Source organism: Chitinophaga oryziterrae (genome assembly GCF_009758125.1).
GTDB classification, from domain to species: Bacteria; Bacteroidota; Bacteroidia; order Chitinophagales; family Chitinophagaceae; genus Chitinophaga; species Chitinophaga oryziterrae.
The window spans coordinates 791,220-814,176 of the sequence record NZ_WRXO01000002.1 but is presented as its reverse complement, the minus strand read 5'-3'; the positions used below and the strand labels follow the sequence as shown (position 1 = coordinate 814,176).

General features: G+C 40.7%; 19 protein-coding genes. 7 read left to right on the top strand and 12 right to left on the bottom strand.

Annotation, left to right across the window (positions count from 1 at the left end; all coding sequences use genetic code 11):
- Positions 1 to 6: 6 nt before the first annotated feature.
- The 3 genes from GO495_RS10985 to GO495_RS10975 form a co-directional block, all read right to left on the bottom strand.
- Complete coding sequence (locus GO495_RS10985; RefSeq protein WP_157299718.1) at positions 7 to 1,203, bottom strand: FecR family protein; 1,197 nt, start codon at positions 1,201 to 1,203, stop codon at positions 7 to 9.
- A 15-nt stretch (positions 1,204 to 1,218) separates the two neighbouring features.
- On the bottom strand, positions 1,219 to 1,758 hold the full coding sequence (locus tag GO495_RS10980) for an RNA polymerase sigma-70 factor (RefSeq protein ID WP_157299717.1): 540 nt from the start codon (positions 1,756 to 1,758) through the stop codon (positions 1,219 to 1,221).
- Between the two features lie 549 nt (positions 1,759 to 2,307).
- Complete coding sequence (locus GO495_RS10975; RefSeq protein WP_157299716.1) at positions 2,308 to 3,216, bottom strand: prohibitin family protein; 909 nt, start codon at positions 3,214 to 3,216, stop codon at positions 2,308 to 2,310.
- Between the two features lie 584 nt (positions 3,217 to 3,800).
- On the opposite strand from GO495_RS10975, the gene GO495_RS10970 reads away from it, so the two are divergent.
- Both GO495_RS10970 and GO495_RS10965 read left to right on the top strand, forming a co-directional pair.
- Positions 3,801 to 4,112 (top strand): hypothetical protein, encoded by a 312-nt coding sequence (locus GO495_RS10970; RefSeq protein ID WP_205691241.1) that lies wholly within the window; start codon positions 3,801 to 3,803, stop codon positions 4,110 to 4,112.
- Positions 4,113 to 4,758: 646 nt separating this feature from the next.
- Positions 4,759 to 5,451 (top strand): PI-PLC domain-containing protein, encoded by a 693-nt coding sequence (locus tag GO495_RS10965; protein ID WP_205691240.1) that lies wholly within the window; start codon positions 4,759 to 4,761, stop codon positions 5,449 to 5,451.
- 144 nt (positions 5,452 to 5,595) lie between these two features.
- Here GO495_RS10965 and GO495_RS10960 read toward each other — a convergent pair whose 3' ends face one another.
- Complete coding sequence (locus GO495_RS10960) at positions 5,596 to 8,427, bottom strand: ligand-binding sensor domain-containing protein (RefSeq protein WP_157299714.1); 2,832 nt, start codon at positions 8,425 to 8,427, stop codon at positions 5,596 to 5,598.
- A gap of 400 nt (positions 8,428 to 8,827) precedes the next feature.
- Here GO495_RS10960 and GO495_RS10955 point away from each other — a divergent pair, with 400 nt between their 5' ends.
- Positions 8,828 to 11,896, top strand: coding sequence for a SusC/RagA family TonB-linked outer membrane protein (locus GO495_RS10955; protein ID WP_205691239.1), 3,069 nt, complete (start codon positions 8,828 to 8,830; stop codon positions 11,894 to 11,896).
- Between the two features lie 53 nt (positions 11,897 to 11,949).
- Positions 11,950 to 13,479, top strand: a complete 1,530-nt coding sequence (locus tag GO495_RS10950) for a SusD/RagB family nutrient-binding outer membrane lipoprotein (protein ID WP_157299712.1) — start codon at positions 11,950 to 11,952, stop codon at positions 13,477 to 13,479.
- A 234-nt stretch (positions 13,480 to 13,713) separates the two neighbouring features.
- Here the strand turns inward: GO495_RS10950 and GO495_RS10945 are convergent, their stop codons facing one another.
- From GO495_RS10945 to GO495_RS10915, 7 genes are all read right to left on the bottom strand, one after another.
- The gene (locus tag GO495_RS10945; RefSeq protein WP_157299711.1) at positions 13,714 to 14,724 is read right to left on the bottom strand and encodes a polysaccharide deacetylase family protein; all 1,011 of its coding nucleotides are present in this window, start codon (positions 14,722 to 14,724) and stop codon (positions 13,714 to 13,716) included.
- Positions 14,725 to 15,453 carry a class I SAM-dependent methyltransferase gene (locus GO495_RS10940; protein ID WP_205691238.1) on the bottom strand — a complete coding sequence of 243 codons (729 nt, stop codon included), beginning with the start codon at positions 15,451 to 15,453 and terminating at the stop codon, positions 14,725 to 14,727. It abuts the gene before it with no gap.
- Positions 15,434 to 16,348, bottom strand: coding sequence for a glycosyltransferase (locus tag GO495_RS10935; RefSeq protein ID WP_157299709.1), 915 nt, complete (start codon positions 16,346 to 16,348; stop codon positions 15,434 to 15,436). Before GO495_RS10935 ends, GO495_RS10940 begins: the two co-directional genes overlap by 20 nt.
- Before the next feature lie 534 nt (positions 16,349 to 16,882).
- Positions 16,883 to 17,065, bottom strand: a complete 183-nt coding sequence (locus GO495_RS10930) for a hypothetical protein (protein WP_157299708.1) — start codon at positions 17,063 to 17,065, stop codon at positions 16,883 to 16,885.
- 811 nt (positions 17,066 to 17,876) lie between these two features.
- Positions 17,877 to 18,341, bottom strand: coding sequence for a DUF6640 family protein (locus tag GO495_RS10925; RefSeq protein WP_157299707.1), 465 nt, complete (start codon positions 18,339 to 18,341; stop codon positions 17,877 to 17,879).
- Between the two features lie 71 nt (positions 18,342 to 18,412).
- Complete coding sequence (locus GO495_RS10920) at positions 18,413 to 18,796, bottom strand: alpha/beta fold hydrolase (RefSeq protein ID WP_157299706.1); 384 nt, start codon at positions 18,794 to 18,796, stop codon at positions 18,413 to 18,415.
- Positions 18,797 to 18,901: 105 nt separating this feature from the next.
- Positions 18,902 to 19,654, bottom strand: a complete 753-nt coding sequence (locus tag GO495_RS10915; protein ID WP_157299705.1) for an SDR family NAD(P)-dependent oxidoreductase — start codon at positions 19,652 to 19,654, stop codon at positions 18,902 to 18,904.
- 101 nt (positions 19,655 to 19,755) lie between these two features.
- On the opposite strand from GO495_RS10915, the gene GO495_RS10910 reads away from it, so the two are divergent.
- Complete coding sequence (locus tag GO495_RS10910; RefSeq protein ID WP_157299704.1) at positions 19,756 to 20,118, top strand: winged helix-turn-helix transcriptional regulator; 363 nt, start codon at positions 19,756 to 19,758, stop codon at positions 20,116 to 20,118.
- Between the two features lie 138 nt (positions 20,119 to 20,256).
- Here GO495_RS10910 and GO495_RS10905 read toward each other — a convergent pair whose 3' ends face one another.
- Positions 20,257 to 21,165, bottom strand: coding sequence for an AraC family transcriptional regulator (locus GO495_RS10905; RefSeq protein WP_157299703.1), 909 nt, complete (start codon positions 21,163 to 21,165; stop codon positions 20,257 to 20,259).
- Between the two features lie 122 nt (positions 21,166 to 21,287).
- On the opposite strand from GO495_RS10905, the gene GO495_RS10900 reads away from it, so the two are divergent.
- The gene (locus GO495_RS10900) at positions 21,288 to 22,025 is read left to right on the top strand and encodes an SDR family NAD(P)-dependent oxidoreductase (protein ID WP_157299702.1); all 738 of its coding nucleotides are present in this window, start codon (positions 21,288 to 21,290) and stop codon (positions 22,023 to 22,025) included.
- Between the two features lie 324 nt (positions 22,026 to 22,349).
- A complete protein-coding gene (locus GO495_RS10895) occupies positions 22,350 to 22,859 on the top strand; it encodes a helix-turn-helix domain-containing protein (protein WP_157299701.1) in 510 nt (169 codons plus the stop codon).
- Positions 22,860 to 22,957 lie beyond the last annotated feature (98 nt).

The following is a 22,957-nucleotide window of genomic DNA, read 5'->3' as shown; positions in this document are numbered from 1 at the left end:
ATTAAACTATTGCCCATTATAGGGCAGAACTATTACGTTATCTCCTTCTACTTTAAAACTTGCGCTGCCTGTGGCTGATAGCATAGATAACAGTTGATTCAAAGGGATATTCCTTTCTGTTTTTACGCTGAGCCTGTTATCGGCCGGCAGTTGGCCCTGATAAAGAACTTTCACACCATACCAGTGAGCGATGTCTTCCATAATAGCGGACAGACTTTCACTCCTGAAAATGAACAGGCCGTCTTTCCAGGCAAGCGTTGCTTCCATATCTGCGGTGGCCACCAGCAATGTACTACCAGCTTCCTGTCCTGGTTTAAGTATTACCTGTTTTTCATCTGTAGAGACTTTTACACTTCCGGACACCAGTGTTACCTTTTTGGTACTAACATCCCCATAGGCACGAATGTTAAATGCGGTACCCAAAACAGTTACGTTCATACCTGCCGTCTCTACTACAAAAGGATGAGCGGATTCCTGTGCTACTTCAAGGTAGGCCTCCCCCTGAATGGATATCCGTCGTTCATTTGCTGCGAAGCGGTTAGGGAAACGCACTGTAGAACCGGCATTGAGCCAGAGCTGCGAGCCATCCGGAAGGCGTAACTGATAGCGTTTTTCCACAGGGACATGCAGGGTAAATTGTTCTATAGGGGCATCTTTAGTGTTATCTCCAAAGCTGAGCATACCTGGTAGAACGTTCGCATTACCGTTGCTGATCCTGAATGTGGTGTCTGCGTTGTTATTGATTACGACCTCTTGTCCCTGCGGGCCCGTCAGAACGATCCCTTTTTTCTTGTCTGCAATGACCTGTTGTGGCAGTTTGCTCCCGTTCTGACGTGTTGCCAGCCATACTACGGCCCCCAGCAGCGATGCTGCTACGGCTATTCGTACTATGATGGTCCTGAGTGGTTTCCTCCTCTTTTTCATAAGGTCCTGCCATCCTTCTTCCGGATCAAACTCCCCGAAAGGATGATTTTCCGGCTCTTCAAGTACGGTTTTAACCCTGTCGAACAATTCCGCATTGGCTGTACGCGCAGTGATCCAGGACTGCAGTTCTGCTCGTTCAGCTTCGGTGATTTCACCGGCCAGCTCCTTGCTGATAAGGTTTCCAATATGAAAAGGAAGGTGTTCGTCGTTCATCATTAACAGCTTTTTCAGCCTCGCTCTTATAAATAATACACCGTCGTTTTGCTTTTGTCTAAACAAAGGCAAATTATTTTTTTAAGGGTGTTGTTTAAACATAGAAAGAAAAACGAGGAAGGTTTGAAAATTAAGGAATTGACGCATCAATTGCAGCCCCCGCCGCTTCTGATTACGTACGGTACTGGCGCTTATACCCAGCAGCTCCGCGATTTCTTCGGAGGTTCTGCTGCTGCTCATACTCAGTTCTATTACTTTCCGGCATTCATCCGGTAGCCGGCCCATGGCGTGCAGTATATCGCGATAGACTTCTGCTTCTATTATTGCATTGCTTATATCCGGGGCCATTTCCTCCTGTGTGCCGGCCCATTGCGTTTCCAGGGAAGTACGGCGTGTAGTACCGCGCAGGTAGTTGAGAGATGCATTTTTTACGGACTGGTACAGGAAAGCCCGTACTCTGTCGGGATTGTTCTCCAATGACTCCTTTTTTTGCCAGCTTTTCAGAAAGACGTCCTGTACCAGCTCTTTGGCTATATCCGTATCCTTCAGCAACTTTCTCGCGAAGAAGCAAAGTGACTGATAGTATTTCCGGTAAAGTTGTTCAAAGCTGTCCTGATCCATACGGTCGTAAAATGGAGTGGTATTGCATTTCGGTGATAAATCTATAAAAATAATCCGGTTTGAGCAATGTACAGGGGCTCAGTTTAAATGTGAGGACATCGTAGATTACCAGATGTAGTTGATCATAAATACACTGCATCTGACTGTTTAGTTCTCTGATTTAGCTTTGGAATATGGGCTCAGGATTTGTTTTTCAATTTAACTTCACCTAATATTCACGTCAGATGAGGTGTATTTATCGATCAACTACATCTGGAGCGAAGATTATGTAATCAAAGTGAGTCGCTACCTTTTGTTGGAATGACTCATTTACCATCGGGGAGAGTTATTGAATTGACCATACTTTGAATATAGGTTGAACATACTTTGATGCTTTGGACCCGACCCAAGTATGTTCAACCTATGTTCAAAGTATGGTCAAAGTATGTTCTACTCTCAGAGACTCCCCGAACACTCCCTCAACATGTCTCGTCGTGATATAGGTTTACACTTCTTTAAGGGGAATATTTTTGACCTGCTTTAATAAGCAAGTTTAAAGAAAAAAAGGCCCTATTGTGTTTTACTGTCCAGTATTACCGGCGAACTACCTTTTCCCATGATGATTACTTTTGTATTGGCGGATTTCGCTATTTCCAACTGAGCCTTGATGCTTTCATATTGCAGTTGTCTGTCTGTTAAGCTTTCGCTGATGATGCGCTGATAGTCTGCGATACCTTGTGCTTCCACCCGTTTTCTTTCCGCTTCCTGTCTTTCTTTCTGTAAAACAAACTGCATTTTCTGTGCGTCCTGTTCTGCATTAATCTTTTGTTCAATGGTGGCCCGCACGGATTGTGGTAGTGTAATATTCCGCACCAGTAGATTCTCCAGCAAAAGTCCGCGTTTCTTAAAATCTGCTTCTATGCTTTTAAATATTCGTTGCTGGAATTCATCGCGCTTGGTGGAATACAATGCCACCGCATCATAGTATACGGCATTATCGCGTATTCTTGTTCTGGTGATCGGGCGAACAATCTTATCCTCATAATCAGCACCCGTTTCCTGTAATAACATGGGCGCATCGTTGATGATCACCCGGTATAAAACAGAAAGGTCGATCGTTACTTCCAACCCGTCGGCCGTCAATACTTTAATTGCATCATCCCCGGATTTTGCTCCTTCATTATGTACTCCGCTCATGGTATAATTCCGGGTTTTGACATCGAGTTTTTCTATCTGAAGTAAAGGATTGATAAAGTGCAGCCCACTTCCCAGCACCTCCTTCTGTACCTTTCCGAATAATTTTTTAACGCCGACTTCTCCCGCATCAATCTGCTGGATACCGGACACCATTATACCTATCAGCAGGATCAGCATCCCTATTCCACGAATCGGGCCCCTGAAGCGTTTTAATCTTTCATCGCTTCTGGTAATAGCTCCTGCAGCAATCAATAAAAATAAGCCTAGTATTATAAGAATCATATGGGATCTTTTAGAGGGGATTAACGATAGAGTATGCTACACTTCGGATAAGTCCGCCGATAGAGGTATTATCAAAAAGCATAGCTAAACAAATATAATTTTAATAATCTTCTTCCGTAATATTATATTTCATCCCACCGGAATACCTTTTCCAATATAGTTTACGCACGCATAATTTCCCGAAGGAATTATTGGTTTAGATTGACTTCACTTTTCCTTACGATTTATGCGGCTATTTCCAAGCGGGATCAACAGCATATATATTATCATCAGGGTGGTAACCCATAGTAAGAATTAGGTGGACATACAGGCTAAAAGTCTTAATCTCCGGGAATTTAATATCAGAACACAAAAATTCACTTTCTTTTAAAAACAAAAGGATTTACCAACTTGTATACTAATAAGGCTTCTTATGCAATCCGGTTGACAGAAGCTTTAAAGTCATTGGGGGAATAATAGCTACTTGTTATCAATGACAAGGGGGGACAAATTTTGCTGCACAATATCATTACGGCCAAATTTATAACATAAAGGCTTGGTTAATTTCTATATAACATTTATTTAAAAATCAAAACCACAAGAACATGCGTACAATGTTAAGAGTGACGATGGATGTAATTGCGTCAAACAAAGCAATCAAAGATGGTACCCTCAGCGAGATTATGAATTCCACTATGGAAAGGGTCCATCCTGAAGCCTCCTATTTTACGACCATTGATGGGTGCAGAGCCTGTATAATGGTTTTTGATCTTCATGACCCGTCCGAGATCCCTTCTATTGCAGAACCGTTTTTTTTCAGCTTGAATGCCAAAGTTGAATTTTCTCCTGTTATGAATGCAGAAGATCTGAAGAAAGGACTTGAAATGTCAGCGAAATCCGTTGCGATGGCCTTGTAAAAGAATTTATCAATTCTTTACCGGAACAGCGTAACGAGCAATTACCAACCAGCGGGTGGCATGATGTAAGGCGGCGGATGGCGGAGCGGAAAAGAGAGGGTCAGAGTTAGTCATTAAACCTTTACCAGTAAGACTTAAACAAAAAAGAGACCACATGCAGTGATCTCTTTTTTTGATAATTTTGCAGGCATCATGTTTCAAAAATCTGCAATTAACCTACCACTGTTAAAATTAGTCACATTATCCCCGATCTCCTCATTGAAAGAAAGACTTCTTAAGAAACCTGAGTTGCACTAAAACCGGTTCTGCCAACATAAGTATCCATCTCCGAATTACCGGTAAGATCACCATTTACATTTGTAAGGGTAGAAGAGTGATCAATGTATTGCTCCTGAAGGTGCTAACATTAAGTTAAGATTTTCATAACTATTATTTCATGGGCTATAAATTATATATATCAATTCGAAGGTTATGTTTGCTGTAAATAAACCTACAACCTACAATGACTGCCTTCAAAACGAACAGGAGTCCATTCTGTCTATTGTCGATTTGGATACTGCTATTTTTCCCGCATACATCACTGTCGCAAAACATAACATTTCTCCCAAATGCTTACGCTCATAATGATTATTGGCATAAACGACCGTTGTTTGATGCGCTCGACAATGGATTTACTTATGTAGAGGCAGATGTATACCTCAGAAAAGGACAACTGGTGGTAGCACATATGCTGCCTGTATTACAGCCTTCCAGGACACTCGATAAATTATATCTTAATCCTCTATCTAATCACTTTAATAATGATAGTATGGGGATAGCTTCTCCACCAATTACTTTAATGATAGATATAAAAAGCGAACCTGAAAAAACCTACCAGGCATTAGCTCTCCTCTTACACCGTTACGAATCCCTGTTATCCTATTATGAAAATGGCACGTTGCACAAACGTGCTGTTACTATTGTTGTAACTGGAAACAAGCCTGTTCGAACTATAAAAAGCCTGGATTGCCGATATGTTTTTATCGATGAAGACTTAATACAGATGGCAAAAGAAAAGAACCCGGCAAATTTGTTCCCTATTGCCAGTTGCCGGTATGGCCGGATCCTGAGCCGGAATGGTGAAGAACCATTATCAAAAGAAGAAAAACAAACTCTTTGCAGATATGTACAAATAGCCCATCAAAATGGTAAAATAGTGCGGCTGTGGGCTTCCCCTGAAAATGCAATCGTTTGGAAAGAGTTATTAAGTTGTGGCGTTGACTTAATTAATACCAATAAATTAGTAGCGCTGAAAACCTTTCTATTGAACAGATATCCGGATTTTGCAAAAAGCAATTAAGGGTATAAAAAAACTTGCAAATAAATGGTTTGCAGGTTTTTTATGCTCGAGGAAAAGAACAGGGATATGTTGAAGTGGTTTGTAGAGGATTCTTGTGCGGTTATCACACATTTAAACCTGTGAGGAGAAAATATATCCTTCGTGCTATTTAGTAGCCTCCTGATTAATAAAGTCAGTAAGATGTACACCGGGAGATAAGCCCAGTTTTTTTCGCAGCCGGTAGCGCGCAATTTCAACTCCTTTTAAACTGATGTTGAGAAACTGTGCCATTTCTTTAGAAGAAAGTCCCATTTTCAGATAAGCACAGGTTTTTAGGTCGGTTGAGGAAAGATCCGGATAAGCTATTTTCATTTTGCTGAGAAACTGGTTATGTACCTGGTCAAAATGAATGGCAAACTGTTCCCAGTCATTTTCACGTTTTTCTTCTTCACTAATCAGCTTAAGCACTTTTTTAAACTCAGTGCGGCTTTCTTTATCTGACAGTTTTTGTGTAGCAACGGAAAGTTCATCTTTGATTTTACCCAGCAAGCGGCCTCTTTTATAGAGATGCATAGTAGTAGCAGCAAGTTCTTTATTTTTATAGATAACTTCTGTTTCCAGCCGTTCATTTTTCAGATGAATGATTTCCTGTTCATTGCTTTTGATCTCCAGCTCATGCAGGTATTTTAACTGGGCTTCTTCTTTTTCAAACTTTTCTTTTTGTATACGGAGTCTGTTATGATGCAACCTGTTTAAAAAAAGTATGAGTGTAATAAACAATATGCTATAAATCAGCAAGGCCCATCTGGTCTGGTACCATAAAGGCAATATTTCAAATGAATAGACAACCGGAGACGATATATTGTCCCGGTTGTCTTTCACCCTTACTTCAAAACGATAGTTACCGTAAGAGAGATTGATATAGTCCTTAAAGTTTTGTGTTGACCAGGCAGACCAGTCCTCATCAAGTCCTGACAGACGGTAGCTATACAAAACTTTAGCAGCTTCCCTCAGCTGGTTAGAAGCAAATTCAAAATGAAAAGCACTGAAACCGGCGGCCAGACTATGTACATTAGCAGGATACTGTTTTTCCGAAAGCTGGCCTTTATACACAAAATAATCACTAAAAAGTAGTGAATCTCTTTTATAATGGGTGATTACTTTGGTGAGCCGGGCAGACAGATTGCTATCTGGTTCCTTATATTTATTATAATTGAGATGAATAATGCCTCTGTAAGCAGCAATAAGTATGTTGTTATCATTATAAGGATAGATTTTCTCAAAACCTCCCACCAACTGTCCCTGTAGTTCAGGAAAATATCTGATGGTATTTTTTTCTGCCACCCCTAACTTATCCCCTGTAGCAAACCATATCTTCCCGGTAGCATCTGATACCATGTACTGGACAGGCATTTTCCCGAATACGGGAGCGTATTTTACAGACGCTTTAAAAGTCTGACCAGCCTTATCAAATTCGTAAATACCTTTACTGGTTGCAAACACGATGTGGTTGTTTATTTTAAAAACATAATTGCCCAGCGTACCAGGTAAGCCCTCTGCATTTGTAAACAGCCTGATAGATATTACGGAATCAAATTGAGGCGAAAGCTTTATCTGGTAAATACCCCGGTAAGGATGTGAAGCCCAGACAATATTATTCTCATCATCTATTTCTATAAAGCGTAAAGGCTCATTGAGGGAATTGTGAGAAAGCGGAACGGATTCCAGTTTTCCTTTTTTTTGTTGAAACAATTGCAGTCCTTCATAAGTTCCTGCAACCAGGTAACCAGGTTTGGGTAACCGTCTGAATTGCCATACTCCTTTTTGATTATCATTGATAAAGCTGGCACCATGCTGCTGTATGCTCCAAGCCCCGTCATGATGCCCCATCAGCACCATTCCATTGATTGTATCGATATCCCATGTTTGTCCTTCCGAATGAGGTACTAAAGAAAATGTTCCGCGTGAAAGAGAAATATCTTCTGATGCAGGCAGACTCAGTTGCGTATAATGTAAACCTTCCGCAGAACCTATATATAAAGAATTATTCAGGATACGAATGGTATAAGCAGATGTTGACGGCAGCTTATCAGATTTTATCTTCTGTATAGCAGATGATGAATAGATCATGTCAATGCCTTCGTCCAGTCCTGACCAGAGATTGGACTCATGATCTGTAAAAAGGGTTCTGATATTATTATCCTGCATTCCCTCATGCATAGATAAATGACGAATGGTACGACCTTTTCTGTCAATGAAATAGATGCCATTGGAAACAGTTCCCAGCGCGTAAGTCTGAGCGTTTATCCTACCAATACAATAAAGCTGATCTTTTAAGATAGCGGCATCTATAACAAGTGGGATCTGCTTTTGCCTGTTCATCAAAAACAGTCCATCTTTCCAGGATGCAATTAATATAGTGTCACTATTATAATGATACATAGCCATGATGGAATGCCCTGGTTGTATCATAGCAGGTTTCCACTGTCCATGTGTGTATTGAAACAGCTTCAGGGTAGTTTCGTCCTGTGCATACAAATGCTGGTCATAAACAGCCATATAAATCCACCGTGAGCCTTCTCCTATATTATATACCGCCATTTTTCCCTTTAGGGGATCGTATCTGAAGATTTTATGTAAAGACCTGAAAAAGACGGCGTTGTCATAGGTAACAATATTCCATACGTCCGCGAAGGCCCTATCTGCAGGTGAAATTAACGCTGCAAGGGAATGGTATACCAGAAGCCCATTCTCATCAGGGAAAAAATAACCCAGCGCATCCTGCCCACCTACATAAATTCTGTCATCGCGGGCTATTGCCAGGGAACGTAAGAAGGTTTTATTAGGTAATGAATATTTCTTCCACTCATGACCATTAAAACACATCAAACCTGCATTATTGGCAAAATAAAGATTACCAAACCGGTCCTCCTGAATATTCCAGGTCTGTGCCTTTCCGTGAGTTATTTCACGTGTATAGTTCTTTATCTCGGCCAAACCAATTGTGTTTTGACCGACAGCCCATACGGGAAATAAGAATAAAAAGGTAAGCAGATATCTGTAAAGAAAGAATGGAACACTCATCATTTGAACAACCCGACAAAACTGCGTAAAAGATTCAAAAAGCAGTACATAGGCTGTGTTATCAATTTGTTATGCATTAAATGATTGATTATCAATAGATAAATTATTTCTGTAGGGTTATTGTAGGGGCGTAGAATTTCTCCTGGCCTGAGGCCGGGGATATCTTTGCATCCTCCCTCTGCGCCTTGATTAAGGCTTACAAACTAATTCTGGACTATTAATATTTTAAATTAAATATCAAATCATGAATGCAAAAACAAAGAATTTCCAAACGGTTATAAAACGAACGTGTTCGTTAGGAACGCTATTTTTTATGACCGCACTGATGGGAAGGGTAACTGCTCAGCAAGTGAAAATAAGTGGACAGGTAAAAAATGAATCCGATGCTCCTATCAATAATGTAAGTGTAGTGATTGAGGGAACTGGCCGGGGAACGAACACTGACCAGGCAGGTAACTATGCTATTACAACTATCAATGGCGCTATACTCCGCTTTTCTTATGTAGGAAAAAGAACACAAACCGTAATTATAAGACCAGGGCAGATCAACTACAATATTATAATGGCTGATTCGTCCAGCGCATTACAAGCTATTGTGGTTACCGCTTTTGGTATGAAAAGAGAAGAAAAAGCACTGGGGTATGCTACCCAGTCGATTACCGGTGAAAAACTGCAAACTGTTAAAGGGGTAGACCTTGGTACATCACTTACAGGTAAAATTGCCGGATTAATGGTAAAGAATAGTACTGAATTTGCAGAAGCTCCCGATGTGCAGATACGGGGAGAGAGTCCCCTGCTGGTTGTTGACGGTGTTCCTTATGGCAATATGACGCTGCGTGATATTTCACCGGACGATGTTGAAAGCATCAACGTATTAAAAGGAGCTACAGCAGCAGCCTTGTATGGTTATCGCGGCGCCAGCGGAGCCATTATGGTTACCACCAAAAAAAGCAGTCGTCGTAAAGGCCTCAGTGTTTCTGTTAACAGCGGTACCATGTTCACAGCTGGTTTTCTGGCCATTCCGGAAATGCAATCTACCTATGGGCGTTCGATTAATTCCGCCAACAATACCTATAACAGGTCCAGCAGCAGTTCATGGGGAGCTCCTCTGGAAGGACAGGATGTCATTCAATGGGATCCTGCTTCCAAAACCATGAAGTCTATGCCATTCATAGCACGAGGAAAAAACAACTTCAAGAACTTCCTGGATCAGGGTTATATTCTCAATAACAACATCAGTGTAATACAACAGGGGGAACTGGGTAGTTTCCGGGCCTCCGCATCCTGGATAAAAAACAAGGGCCAGTATCCGAACTCTATGTTTGATAAAGTTACCTACAGCATGGGCGGTAACATCAAAATCAAAGGGTTTGAACTGACGTCTACCATGTCTTATAATAAGCAATTCTCGCCTAATATAGGGTTCAATGGTTATACCGCATACGACCCTATGTATACTATGCTGGTATGGTCAGCACCGGATTGGGATGTAAGGGATTATAAAAACTACTGGCTGGTTAAAAATGAGAGCCAGAACAATAGTTATACGGGGACCAATAATAACCCTTATTTCGACCGGTATGAACGCACCCATAGCCTCAATAAAGACATCTTCAACGGATCTCTGGCACTGAACTACGAATTTACCCCCTGGTTAAAGGGTATTTTCCGTTCGGGGTTTGATACATACAGTAATGCTCAGGAAGTACGTGTTTCTAAGGGATCGCTGGTAAGCGCCGGTGTTGCCACAGTAATATTAAATGGCACACAGATATGGGGAGAGTCTGGCAATGGCTCATTCAACCAGGGATTAGGGAGAGGATATAGTCTCAACAACGACCTTTTGCTGAATGCGAACGGTCAGATAGGTAGTTTTCATCTGGATGGTTTTGTGGGTGGAACAATTTTTTATCGCAGGGATGAAGGTATGGAAGCCTTTACAAAAGGCGGTCTTTCCATTCCCGGGTTTTATTCGCTGAAAGGGTCTGTAAATAATGCGGTGGTGAATTCATCCTTAAACCGTCAGCAGGTGAACAGTCTGTTTGGCCGGTTCGGTGCTTCCTGGAAAGGAATGGCTTTTGTAGAAGCTACCCTTCGTAATGACTGGAGTTCTACACTGCCTACGACTACACGCTCTTACATATATCCGTCGTTCTCAGCCAGCTTCCTGCCTACCGAAGTGATGCCTAAAATAGACTGGCTCTCCTTCTGGAAAGTACGTAGCTCATGGACCAGCTCCAAAACACCAGCAGGAGTATATGACATCAATTCCGTTTATACCATTACCAATAATGCATGGGGCAATCTTAGTGCTGCCGCTTTACCTGGTAGCATACGCGGAGCAGATGTAAACCCGGAATCAGCTGCTACATTTGAAGCAGGTACTGCTGTTAGTCTGTTTAACAACAGGGTATCACTGGATGCTACTTACTATAGCAAACGTATGTACAACTTCCTGCGTTCTACAGGTATCAGTCCTGCTTCAGGTTATACCAGCAATTATGTAAATATTGGTGAAGAAATTACCCGCCGCGGTTACGAGATAGCTGGTAATGTAACGGCGATTGCCAAAAAGGATCTGAAACTGGATCTCGGATTGAACTGGTCTACTTACGCGCGTTATTACACCAAGCTGGATAAACAGTTTTCTGAAGACAAGCCCTGGGTAAAAGTAGGAGAACGTGCAGATGCTTATGTATTGAACGATTATCAGAAGGACCATGCTGGGAATATTATTCACAGCAATGGCCTGCCTTTATACTCTGCTTATGCTTCCCGGTTTGGGTTTTCCGATCCTGATTGGATATGGGGAGCTAACGCAACTCTGCGTTATAAAAACTGGCAGTTCTATATTTCCGCAGACGGCCGTGTAGGTGGTTTGGCGCAAACAACTACCGAAATGTACATGTGGCGTGCAGGCTCACATCCTAAATCCATTATACCAGAGCGATATAAAGAGTATGCACAAGGTACCGCCAGTTATGTTGGTAAAGGTGTAAAAGTAGTTTCGGGTGCGGCAACGTATGATACCTATGGTAACATTTTATCCGATAACCGTATTTATACAGCGAATGATGCACCGGTTTCTTACAATACCTATCTGAACAATCAGCATAAAGGTACAGCCTGGGGTGGTTCTGCATCTCCGGTAGATGTATACAGCACCACTTTTTTTAAAATCAGAGAAGTAGCATTAACCTATAACCTGCCTGCTGCTATATGCAACAGAATCAATGCCAGGAAAATTTCCATATCAGCTACAGGACAAAATATATTCCTCTGGTCCAAAAAATTCAAATATTCTGATCCGGATGGTGGCGTAGATAACTTCAGCGATCCTTCTTTGCGTTATGTGGGAATGAACTTGAAAGTTGATTTCTAAAAGTGTAAAAAACAGGAAGCGTCATTCATTAGAATTATTTTAAAAAAAAGGTCATGAAAAATAAAACGAACTCATTAGGCATTGCTGCATTATTTATACTGACATTGCTTACGGGCTGCAGCAAGTTTGATGATATTAATGTCAATCCCAATACCACCACACAGGTAAGTGCATCTCTGATATGTACGAATGTAGTACTGCAAATAGCCAAATTTGGAGGAAGCGACAGTAAGTCATTTATTTCGGAAAATGCCCTGCCTAAATATGTAGGATATGCCAATGAAGGACAACTGGATGCCCAGTACAACAATCTTGGGAATGGCAGCTTTGGGTTGATGACTATTCTTCCCAATATTGATAAAATGCTGGAATATGCAGCTGGCAGCACAATGGAAAACTCTTATAAAGGTTTAGCCAGTTTTGCCCGTGCGTTTACATTTTATAAACTGAGCATGGAAATGGGAGATATACCCTATAGTGATGCTGATAAGGCTGCCGCAGGATCTTACAGACCACAATATGATAAGCAGGAAGATGTATTCAAAGCTGTACTGGATGAATTGAATGCCGCTGATGGATATTTTGCAAATGGACAAACCTTCACAGGTGATCCTACCCCATATAACGGAGATCCGGCCAAATGGCGTCGTGCGACGAATGCATTTGCATTGAAAGTGCTTATGAGCCTTAGCAATAAAGTGGACGATAATGCGCTGGATATCAAAAACAGGTTTGTTGCTATTGTTAATAAAGGATATTTGCTGGAAAGCGGTACCGGCTACTGGGGGCTGCAATATTCCGTACAAAATAAACATCCATTGTCCAGTACCAATGATATGTTTACCAGCAGAACACTACTCAGTTCCCTGACTATAGACAATCTGAAGAAATTCAATGACCGGCGTATGTATTATATTTCCGAACCTTCCCTGAAACAGACAGGTGCCGGCAAAACCGCAAATGATCCGTCTGCATATGTTGGTCTTGATGTATCAGTAGCGTACGATACCATGAACGCTGGTCATAGCAGAAATGAGTATTCTGTCATTAACAAACGTTATCTGGAAGAAGTAGCGACGGAGCCAAGGCGTTTACTTACCTATGCAGAACAGCAATTGATTCTGGCAGAAGCCCGTGTACGTGGCTGGATAACAACCAGTACAGCACAAAGCTATTACGAACAAGGTGTAAGTGATGCCCTGGCTGCTTTTATGAGTGTCACATCTTCGTATGCGCATGGCATGACCATTGATCAGTCTTACGTTAACGGGTATTTTACAGGTGAAGCTGCTTTCAAAACCAGCATGCAGGAGCAGTTGCAGCAGATATGGATGCAGCGCTATTTACTAAATTTTATGCAGGATGCAGAAACCAGCTATTTTGAATACCGCCGCAATAACTACCCGCTGTTTCCTGTAAATCCGGAGAGCAGTCTTAATGTTAACAATAAAAGCGGTATTCCGATGCGTTGGTTGTATCCTGCATCTGAGACGAATTATAACAGGGAACATTTGGTAGAGGCGCTTAACCGGCAGTATGAAGGATATGATGAAATCAACAAACTAATGTGGTTATTAAAGTAATACCAATTGATTATCTGGTGGGCATGTATCCACACTACCAATTGCCCGGTTAGAGTACGCTGTTTAATGCCACCTATGTCCTACCTACAATCGACTCCGTTAGAGTTCTCTGTTAAATTTTTAACAGAGAACTCCGGAGTTTTATTCTATACAGAGAAACCCTGTAGTAACCTTAAAGATGCTTTTTAAAAGTATTGATCAATGGAGCATACTTTTAATTTATTTTATCAATTTCTAATGCCTCCAACTTGCAAGTTGACGTTGAAACCGGGAACCATTCATGTCTTTCACCTGGAACCTGCCTATTTTGAATGGAGAAATACTTTGTTGGATTGGTTCTGCCTCTGTTGTAAATCCACCAAGCAAACCAAGTTCATAGGCCAACATTAACGTATTACCATTATAACTGCCATATGGATAAGCAACCAGGTCTATCTTGTAGTCTGTTATTTGTTGTAAAAAATCAATGTTCTCTGTTAATTCGCTTTTTTGAAGATCCGGTCCGTGATGTCCAAGAGCCGCATGTGTAGCTGTATGCGCCCCAATAGTAAATAAATTATTTTCTGAGAGTTGTTTTAACTCATCAACAGACATTATCTTATTTTCATTGTTTTTTTCAATATCAACCTTTGCCCATTTTTTTATTTTATTTAAAATCAGGTACTGTTCATCATAAGATAACAGCTTTAATTTACTCCACAAATGATAATATAATAATGCTCTTTGAGTAGGCGGAGGTTGTACAGAGGCGTGCCAACCACAATGGCGGGCTCTTATTTTCGGGGTCAGATCAACTTCGTTTTTAATATCAAAATCTACTTCTTCATTTGATATTGACATTAAAAACCTTTGCGGTAATCGCTCAGTAAATAATATAGTACGTTCAAGATCGTCCCACCAGTATTCCTTTATATTTTTATGATTGCCGGCAGTAATGAAAAAAGTGGCAGGTAATCCATACTGTTCAAGCAGTGGCCTGGCTATAGTAAAATTATCTGTGTAGCCGTCATCAAACGTTATTGCAATATTGTTTCCATTAAGTTGCCCGGCATATATCGAATCTGTTATCAATGATAACGGAACAACATTTCCCAATTTTTGTAAATGCTGTAAATGCTGCTCAAAATTCTGTGGGCTCACAGCGGTATCCCAAACGTCTGATATAGGTTGCGCTATCCGATGATACATCAGGATCACCACGTGCGGGCCTGTACTTTTTTTGAAAAGACCATTTAACTTAAGCATCTACGGTTTTGCTTTTATAATCCTTACGCCTATGATCACCTGGTAATGTGGGTCCTGATATTCAATTTTTTCTGCAGTGATCTCAGGAAGCCCCATACCATACAAAAAAGCAGCAGCAATGAACACGTTACCAAAGGTTTCAACATTTATCTCACCACCTGGAAAAGTTTCTTCGCCTAATTTAAATAAAGCCTTATCTGTAAATGACCAATACCATGTGCTTTTCCATCCGCCATGATCAATTGGTGTAATACCGGGCGAAGTAAGAAGCAATACGCCCCCGGGTTTTAGTACGCGATGACAGGTAGCCAAGGCAGCCTTAAAATCATATATCAGATGTAGTGTTTGGGTTAATACGATACAATCAAATATATTATCGGGTATTTGCGGTGCATTACTCAGATCGCCAATAAAAGTAGCTTTTGTGTTTGAGTCGTCTACATGCAGTATATCACTATTTAATACGTTGTGTTGCCCATACAAAAGCGTGTATTCATTATCGCCGATCTCTAAACAACGTCCTTTGATATATGCCGCATTTTTCAATAAAAAATTCCCGATGTAATAACGGTCAACAGGCCCACCACGATCATAGCCAAAATCAGTACTAAATGGATATAACCGACCCAGGTCCCCCAAATTTACATGGCCCACCTTAGGGTTATAGGAAGCGTAGAAGCCTGCTTTATTTAACCGTTTTTTAACAAATTCAGGAAGGATCCTTTTCAACGTTTTTTTCAACATTTAAATATCGGATTTTTATAAGTTTTAACATCCACATCGGTTGATATCTTAACAATGCCAATATCCGGAGTGATCTCAATGGCTTTTTCCCTGATAATAATTCTTTGTGGAGCAACGAACAGTAATATTTCTTAAATGTATCATACCCGGATCGATATGCTTGTTTTTCTTCTGCTGTTTTAAGTACTTTTTGTTGTTGTTTTAAGGTCTTTAATACCGACGAAAGCATTAACCGGGTGTTTCCTGACATGTTTTTTTGATGGATTCTGTATGCCGCTATTTTATTGGAGTGATGAAAAACGGGGAAACTTCGGGTAATTCTTAGATAAAGGTCATAGTCCTCACACGCTTTTAACGATTCATCGTATAAATATTTATCAAATACCCATCTTCTAAACATCACAGTGGCATGCATCCCAATGTAATTACCATGAAGCAGATGAAGGTAATGATCTGCGTTAACTTGTTGTTCAACCACTATTCTTTCATTACTGTCCACATAAAATTTTTCATGGGCGCCTGATACAAAGGCCAGATTTTTATCCCACTGCAAATAACTTAAGTTAGTTTCAATAGCATGATCCAACAACCAGTCATCAGCGTCTAAAAAAATCAGAACATCCCCGCTACTTTGCTGAATACCCGTATTTCTGGCCGCCGATAATCCTTTGTTTCTTTGATAGATATTTTTTACTCCGGGGATCCCTTTTAAAATATCCTGTGTGTTGTCTGTAGAACCGTCATCAACAACAATTATTTCAACATTTGGATAATGCTGTAACCAAACGCTTTCCACCGCTTGTATTAAATACCTGCCGTGGTTGTAACATGGAATTATTACCGATACCAAAGGATGAGCAGGCGACGTTATCGTTTCCATATGTTTATATAATTCAATGAATTATGTAACAAATCTATTGCTTTTTTGTAGAATTTCAGTCCTGATACCCCTACTCCTGCCGTTTTTAGCCTAAGCCCGAATTTTGGGAAGTCTTTTAGAAATAATCATCTGTAGTATACCGGAAATTTGCTGAGTTTGTGCCTTTTACAATCTGCGACCGACGTGAACAGTATGATACACCTTCACAGATTACAATAAAACCCTATGTAAAGTAGAATTGAACAGGTATTGATAAGGTTCATCCTACGTTTATCCTACGTTCGCAACGAAGGATGAACGTAGGATGAACCTTATCAATACCTGTTCAATCCCTTTTTTTAACAATACTTCTTAGAATCTGAGTACCTGTTAAAGTGTCTTATCGATTGGAAGTACTATTTAAAAGCAATGATTGGTGTTAACTGTCTTGGAATAAATGCGCTCATTTTGCTTAATTTCCATACTAATTCAGGAAATATCTTCAATTTACATGGGATAAATCTTCAATTTACATAGAAGAGGATGTCTGTATTACTAACGAATATGCTTTATGACTAAGCGAAGTTTTTCAAGTGCCTCCGCGAAAGAAGTAGCTACACTATCCGGCGCATAAGACATACCTTTTACAAAACGGTCGTATTCACCTAAGTACTCCCGTTCATTGTTTAGCATGCCTAAAACAGTCTCAAACTTTTTATCAATAGGGAGGCCCGTCATTATTAGCGAGCTTTAATAACGGTATACATTTATAACACTCAATAACTTGGATTTTGTACGATATACGGATGTTGAATCTGTCCTAAAGGGAGCTGGCTGCTCAATAAAATAACCCTTTTATCTTGTTGGTTATCATTATTTTCTAAACTACATCAGGTATATGAAGAAGAAGACGTTGATACCAAACGAGAATTGATTAGGCTAATCTTCCCTGAGTATCTTGTATCTGACGGAATGTGTTTTCATACTACTTCCCCTAACTGGAGCCGTAAACGCCCTTTAAGAATAGTGCTATTTCAACAGCATACGATGACAACAAATGAAGAAAAGGAAGCTGTTACATTTATCACAATGCTAGCAAAAATTATTACCGAATACCTACTTAAATGATAGACGTCCCAGATGGGAGCTTCTCAATAAGAATAAACCGACATATTTATAGTGACAAAATTTGATCTTTAAAACATTATCCATTCATGATATGAGTGTTCGACTCCCCTCACATTTGGCCAAATAATTAAGAAATTCCACTATGCGAAAGCGCCGATCAGTATGGATGTCCCTTTGATGCCCGCCTTGTCCAGGTGAGTGTGAAACTCGCGTCTCAGGTCGAAATTGCGGTTTTCGCCTTCTTGCAATTTAGTAAAGTCAGAAGGTATGAATCGCGGCACGCCGGCTTTCACTGCGGCCTTAAGTAATAAAACCTATTTTTTTTATCACTGTCTGAACGAACCAAGGCATGCACTGCTGCGCCTTTTCCGATCAGTGATTTAATAATTCCTGCACCCACCTGCGACTAAAACGAAATTCTTCATAGTTGTGTTGTTTGTTTTAATTTTCTATAGCTGATATACCAGCCTAAAAGGATCAATGGAAGTACAATAACGATGTCCATTATCAATTGGTTGAACTGAACGCCAAGTATGACCGGCATTTGAACATGGTTGATGCCTGGATCTACCAGTTTGGTTCCCGGAAAAAGAATAGCTGGTAACTGTGCGACCCAATAGAGTGATACGATTATCACTGCCTCATGCAGCCGCTGTATAGCATTTACCTCTTTTCTGATCCAAAGGACATACAGCGTAAGTAAACCGAGCAGGGCCCCGAGTACCATGGTTTGTGCATTGTGGAATTTAGCATGAGGCGGCCAGGTCGGGTTATAGATATGGGTAATGTTCCAATCTGCCAGGTACGGAGAAACCGTTGTGAATAATCCCATAAATGAAAGGATGAGTTTCCCGGTCAGGGGTATATTATTGTTTTCTGAAGTCATAAAGGTTTTTATTTGAGGTGAAACACTTCGATCAATTGATCATTACTGATATCTTCTGGTTGCTTTTACCGTCATAGGTTTTCACCATAGGCTGGTTGCGTACATAGGCCGTTTCCTAAGAAATCAACCATCAGGTCTAAAACTTCCTCAGGTTTTTCTTCCAGTACAAAGTGTCCGCAGTCAGCCAATTCAACGACCTTTGCGTTTTTCGCTTTTTGAGGCAATGACATTTTCAGTGTTTTACCGCCGATGTTTCCACCGATGCCTAAGACCGGCATTTCCAACATGCCATAAGTGGTGTTATCTTCTATATCCTGCGTGAAAGACTGGTACCAGCCGTTACTTGCCCTGATCGAAACAGCCAATATTAACTTCTTTTTGGTGAGTTCTTTGTTTTTAATAGTTTGTGATTCGTGTTTTTCATAATGATGGATTAGGTTAGAGACTATCAGCAATTTAGTGTAGTAATTAATATAAATAACGGAGAGTGGTAAATGAAACCCTCCGTTATTTAGGTGAGAGCAATATGATAATTGTTTATTTTTCCGATTATAGGTCAATTATCGCATACCACCGGATGCGTTTATTCTTTCTCCAGTTATCCAGCCAGATGCATCTGAAGTCAAAAAAACGACAACCTTGGCTATATCCTCGGGAGTTCCTAATCTGCCGAGAGGAATCATTTTCGTGATATCCATAGAGCCGTTGCTTTGATTCCTGGTCATTTCTTTTGAACCTTCCGTAATCGTTGGTCCGGGAGCAACCGTGTTTACCCTGATATGACGAGCAGCAAGTTCTTTCGCAAAGGCCATTGTTAAAGTATCAACAGCTGCCTTTGTAGCACCATATAAACTGCCATTAATATTCGGGTTATGGCTAAGTACGGCGCCAATATTGACGATGTTACCCCCAGTGTCCGGAAAGTAATTCAAAGCTTCCTTTGTAGTGAGGAAAACGCTAAGGACATTTGTATTAAAGAACTGTTGAAATTTCGCTACTTCAAAAGCTTCAATCGGATTAAACTGATATATACCTGCGTTATTAACAACTATGTTCAGAGAGCCAAAATGATCTTTTGTCATGGCGAAAATCTTCTTCACGTCATTTTCATTACTTGCATCACCTTGAACAGCCATGGCCTTACCCCCTGCGTCCAAAATTTCCTTTACCACTTTATCCGCATTTTCTTTATTACTCACGTAATTTACAGCAATAGCAACTCCCTCTGCAGCTAATGCTTTTGCAATGGCTGCGCCTATTCCTTTGGAACCGCCGGTAACGATAGCGGTTTTGTTTTCTAAATTTAGTTCCATCTTTTTATAATTTTATTTAACAAAGTTAGATGAGGCTTTTTTAAGTGCGCTATTGGTTACCTGATAGTAAGTAGTTACCTTTTAATAACTACCTTGTGAAGATGAAAAAAAGAACCAATAAACCGGAGACACCCTTATACAGAAGTCATCTGATTCCTGTTCACGACACAGTTGAGTTATTAAGCGGAAAATGGAAGATTGAAATCATTTGCAGTCTTACTTTCAGTAAAAGATTTTTCATGGAACTTAAACGTGATGTAATAGGTATATCACCCAGGATGCTTTCTAAAGAGCTACAGGAACTTGAAGTAAATGGAATAGTTACGAGACAACAACATGCTACTAAGCCAATTACTGTCTGCTATGAACTATCGGAATATGGTAAAACCCTCGTTCCTGTCATCCATATAATGGGCGCATGGGGGAAGGAACACCGAAAAAAAATAATTGGTTCGTTAAATTAGCGTCATGTCAATTGATAAAATATGTCAATTTCATCATTCCCCAATTCCTTAATCGCTTAACCCATTTTTTAAGGGTAGGCCGTGTAATTTTGCAACGCAAACAAACAACGCCCGAATTATCACCTGTTTATAACAGATTTACATCCTGCTTTTTCGATATATAGCTGGTGTTTTACCTGTTTTCGCTTTAAATACCCGGTTAAATGCCTGTTCGGAGTGGTATCCGATTTTGAAAGCTATCTCATCCATACTAAGTTTTTCGGTAGTTAATAGGTCACGGGCCCGGTTTATCCGCCAGTTTGTCAAATAAGATAGAGGCGTTTCGCCGACAAGCTTTTTGAAACGTCCTGCGAAAACCGATCTCGACATGGCAACGCTTTTTGCCAAAGATTCAAGCGTCCAGTTCTGTTCAGGCATATCATGCATCAATTTAAGGGCATTGCTGATCTGTGAATCCCCAAGTGCCGATAGAAAACCCGTATGCTGAGACGATTGCTCCAAATAGGCCCGGATAACCGTTACAAATAAAATTTCTGCCAGGTTCCTGCGCATTATGGTACTACCCTTGTGTTCTCCGTCCAGTTCTGTCATCATCAACCCCGCCGTATGTTCCAGTAACTTTCCGTATCGAGTACCGAATTGGGAGATGCGAATGACTGGCGGCAAATCTTTTATAAAAGGGTGCGTTTGATTTTGATCAAAACTGAAGTGACCGCCGATTACAATAGTCTCTTCGCCGGGGCCTTTGAAAAAAGGTGATCCGTCAATATTTCCGTTAATGTATTCGGCAGGTGTCACCCGACGACTGGATACATGATCCGCAACCCAGTGAGAAGCCCCGTGCGGGATAATGACTATATCACCTTCCTGCATTGAAACCGGCTGGCTATCGTAAAGGCTGACGATACAGGAGCCTTTGATCAATCGCCAAAACTGCGCATTTTCCGTTTGCACCACTTCCAGCCCCCATGGACCAGACACAACGAGCCTGTCACAAACAAGGCCTTTGAGTTTAGTAACTTCTAAAATTGAACTTAATGCGTCCATCAGTATCGGGTTTTACGCAAAATAAGCATTTGGCAACAATCGATACGAATGGTTAAAATTAAAACACTTTATGGCACAAGTCGTACGAGCAGGCACCGGTACCTTTGGCTAAAATTACAATCATGGGAAAATTAAAAAATAAAGTAGCCGTAATAACCGGTGCAACCTCAGGCATTGGCTTCGCAACTGCCAAACTATTTGTGGAAGAAGGTGCTTATGTATTCATCACGGGGCGCAGGCAAAATGAGATAGACGAAGCAGTAAAAAAGTTAGGACGCAATGTGACCGGCGTGGTTGCTGACTCAGGGAATCTTTCCGATCTGGACAAACTATTTGATGTAGTGAAATCTGTAAAAGGCAATATTGACATACTGTATGCGAATGCAGGTGCAGTAGATGGCGCACCAATCGGCGATATTACCGAAGAACATTTTGACAAACAATTTAATGTGAATGCACGGGGAACCTTATTTACGGTCCAGAAGGCACTTCCTTTGTTTATAGACAATGGTTCGATCATCATGACCGGTTCTGTTGCAGCACAAAAGGGCATGCCTTACCTGAGTGTGTATGCAGCCAGTAAAGCCGCATTGGATGCTTACGCAAAAGGCTGGGTTTCGGACCTTAAAGCAAAGGGTATCCGGGTAAATGTTATTCATCCGGGTGCAATTGATACCCCACTATCCCAGGGAATGAGTAAGGAGCAGTTACAAACTTACATCGACGGAGCATCACTGGGCAGGTTGGGTAAACCGGATGAGATTGCCGCAACCGCGTTATTTCTTGCATCAGATGACTCCAGCTTCATAACCGGGACTTCTATTGTTGTTGATGGTGGCAGTACGATCCAGGAAGCTTAATAGGGCAACCTGAAATAGGTTGGTAGTTAACCAAACCTGGTTTAAATCAAAAGAGGCCGTCTTCATAAGTAATTATGAGGCGGTTTTTTATTTGGTTAATTTCTCACGAAGCTATTAAGGATTCATTATATAGTTAACGAAGAAGATAGCCGAATGGGTCTTTAGTTATCATAACATCCTTGTGGACTTATTTGCATAGTGCATTTGAGCTTTTCAATACTTAAACGTTCATGAAGCCATAAGAGCAACCAAAATTATGTTTGTATTTGATCAAACATTTCTGAGGGCTTTCAGGAAAAGTACAAGGGGTCAATTAAATCACATTTGTTTACGGATGCTTTTGTAAAGATAGCCGGCAATGAACTGCTATCAACGTTCATTTCATCGTTAAACCCTTATTATGATGGCGATGGGCGAATTGGCAAAAGCTTCTTTGATTTGAAACGCGAGGAACTGTTGCTGATATTGCTGCAATCCAGACCTGAACTTTCGGGCCTTTTTTTTGATTATGGCATTCCCGGAAAAATCGATCTGGAACAGTTTATGAATCGAAATTACAGGTTTAATGTAAACCTCGACCGCTTTGCTTTTTTAACGGGGAGAAGTCTTTCATCCTTTAAACGGGATTTTAAACAAACCTATAATGATACCCCACATCGCTGGCTATTAAAGAAACGGTTAGCAGAAGCCCGGTTTTTGATGGACAAGGAAGGAAAAAAGCCAACAGAAATATTTGTGGATCTGGGTTTTGAAGATCTGTCACATTTTTGCTTCGCATTTAAGAAACACTTCGGTAATTCGCCCAACAAATTGACTGGAAATATGCGCCAATAGCTATTGAAATATTCAGGAAATATAATTATTGTAATAGGTTTAAGCCCTGCTCTTGTTATAGCTTTTATACTTTAATGACTGGTAGCGGTTCACAGGGG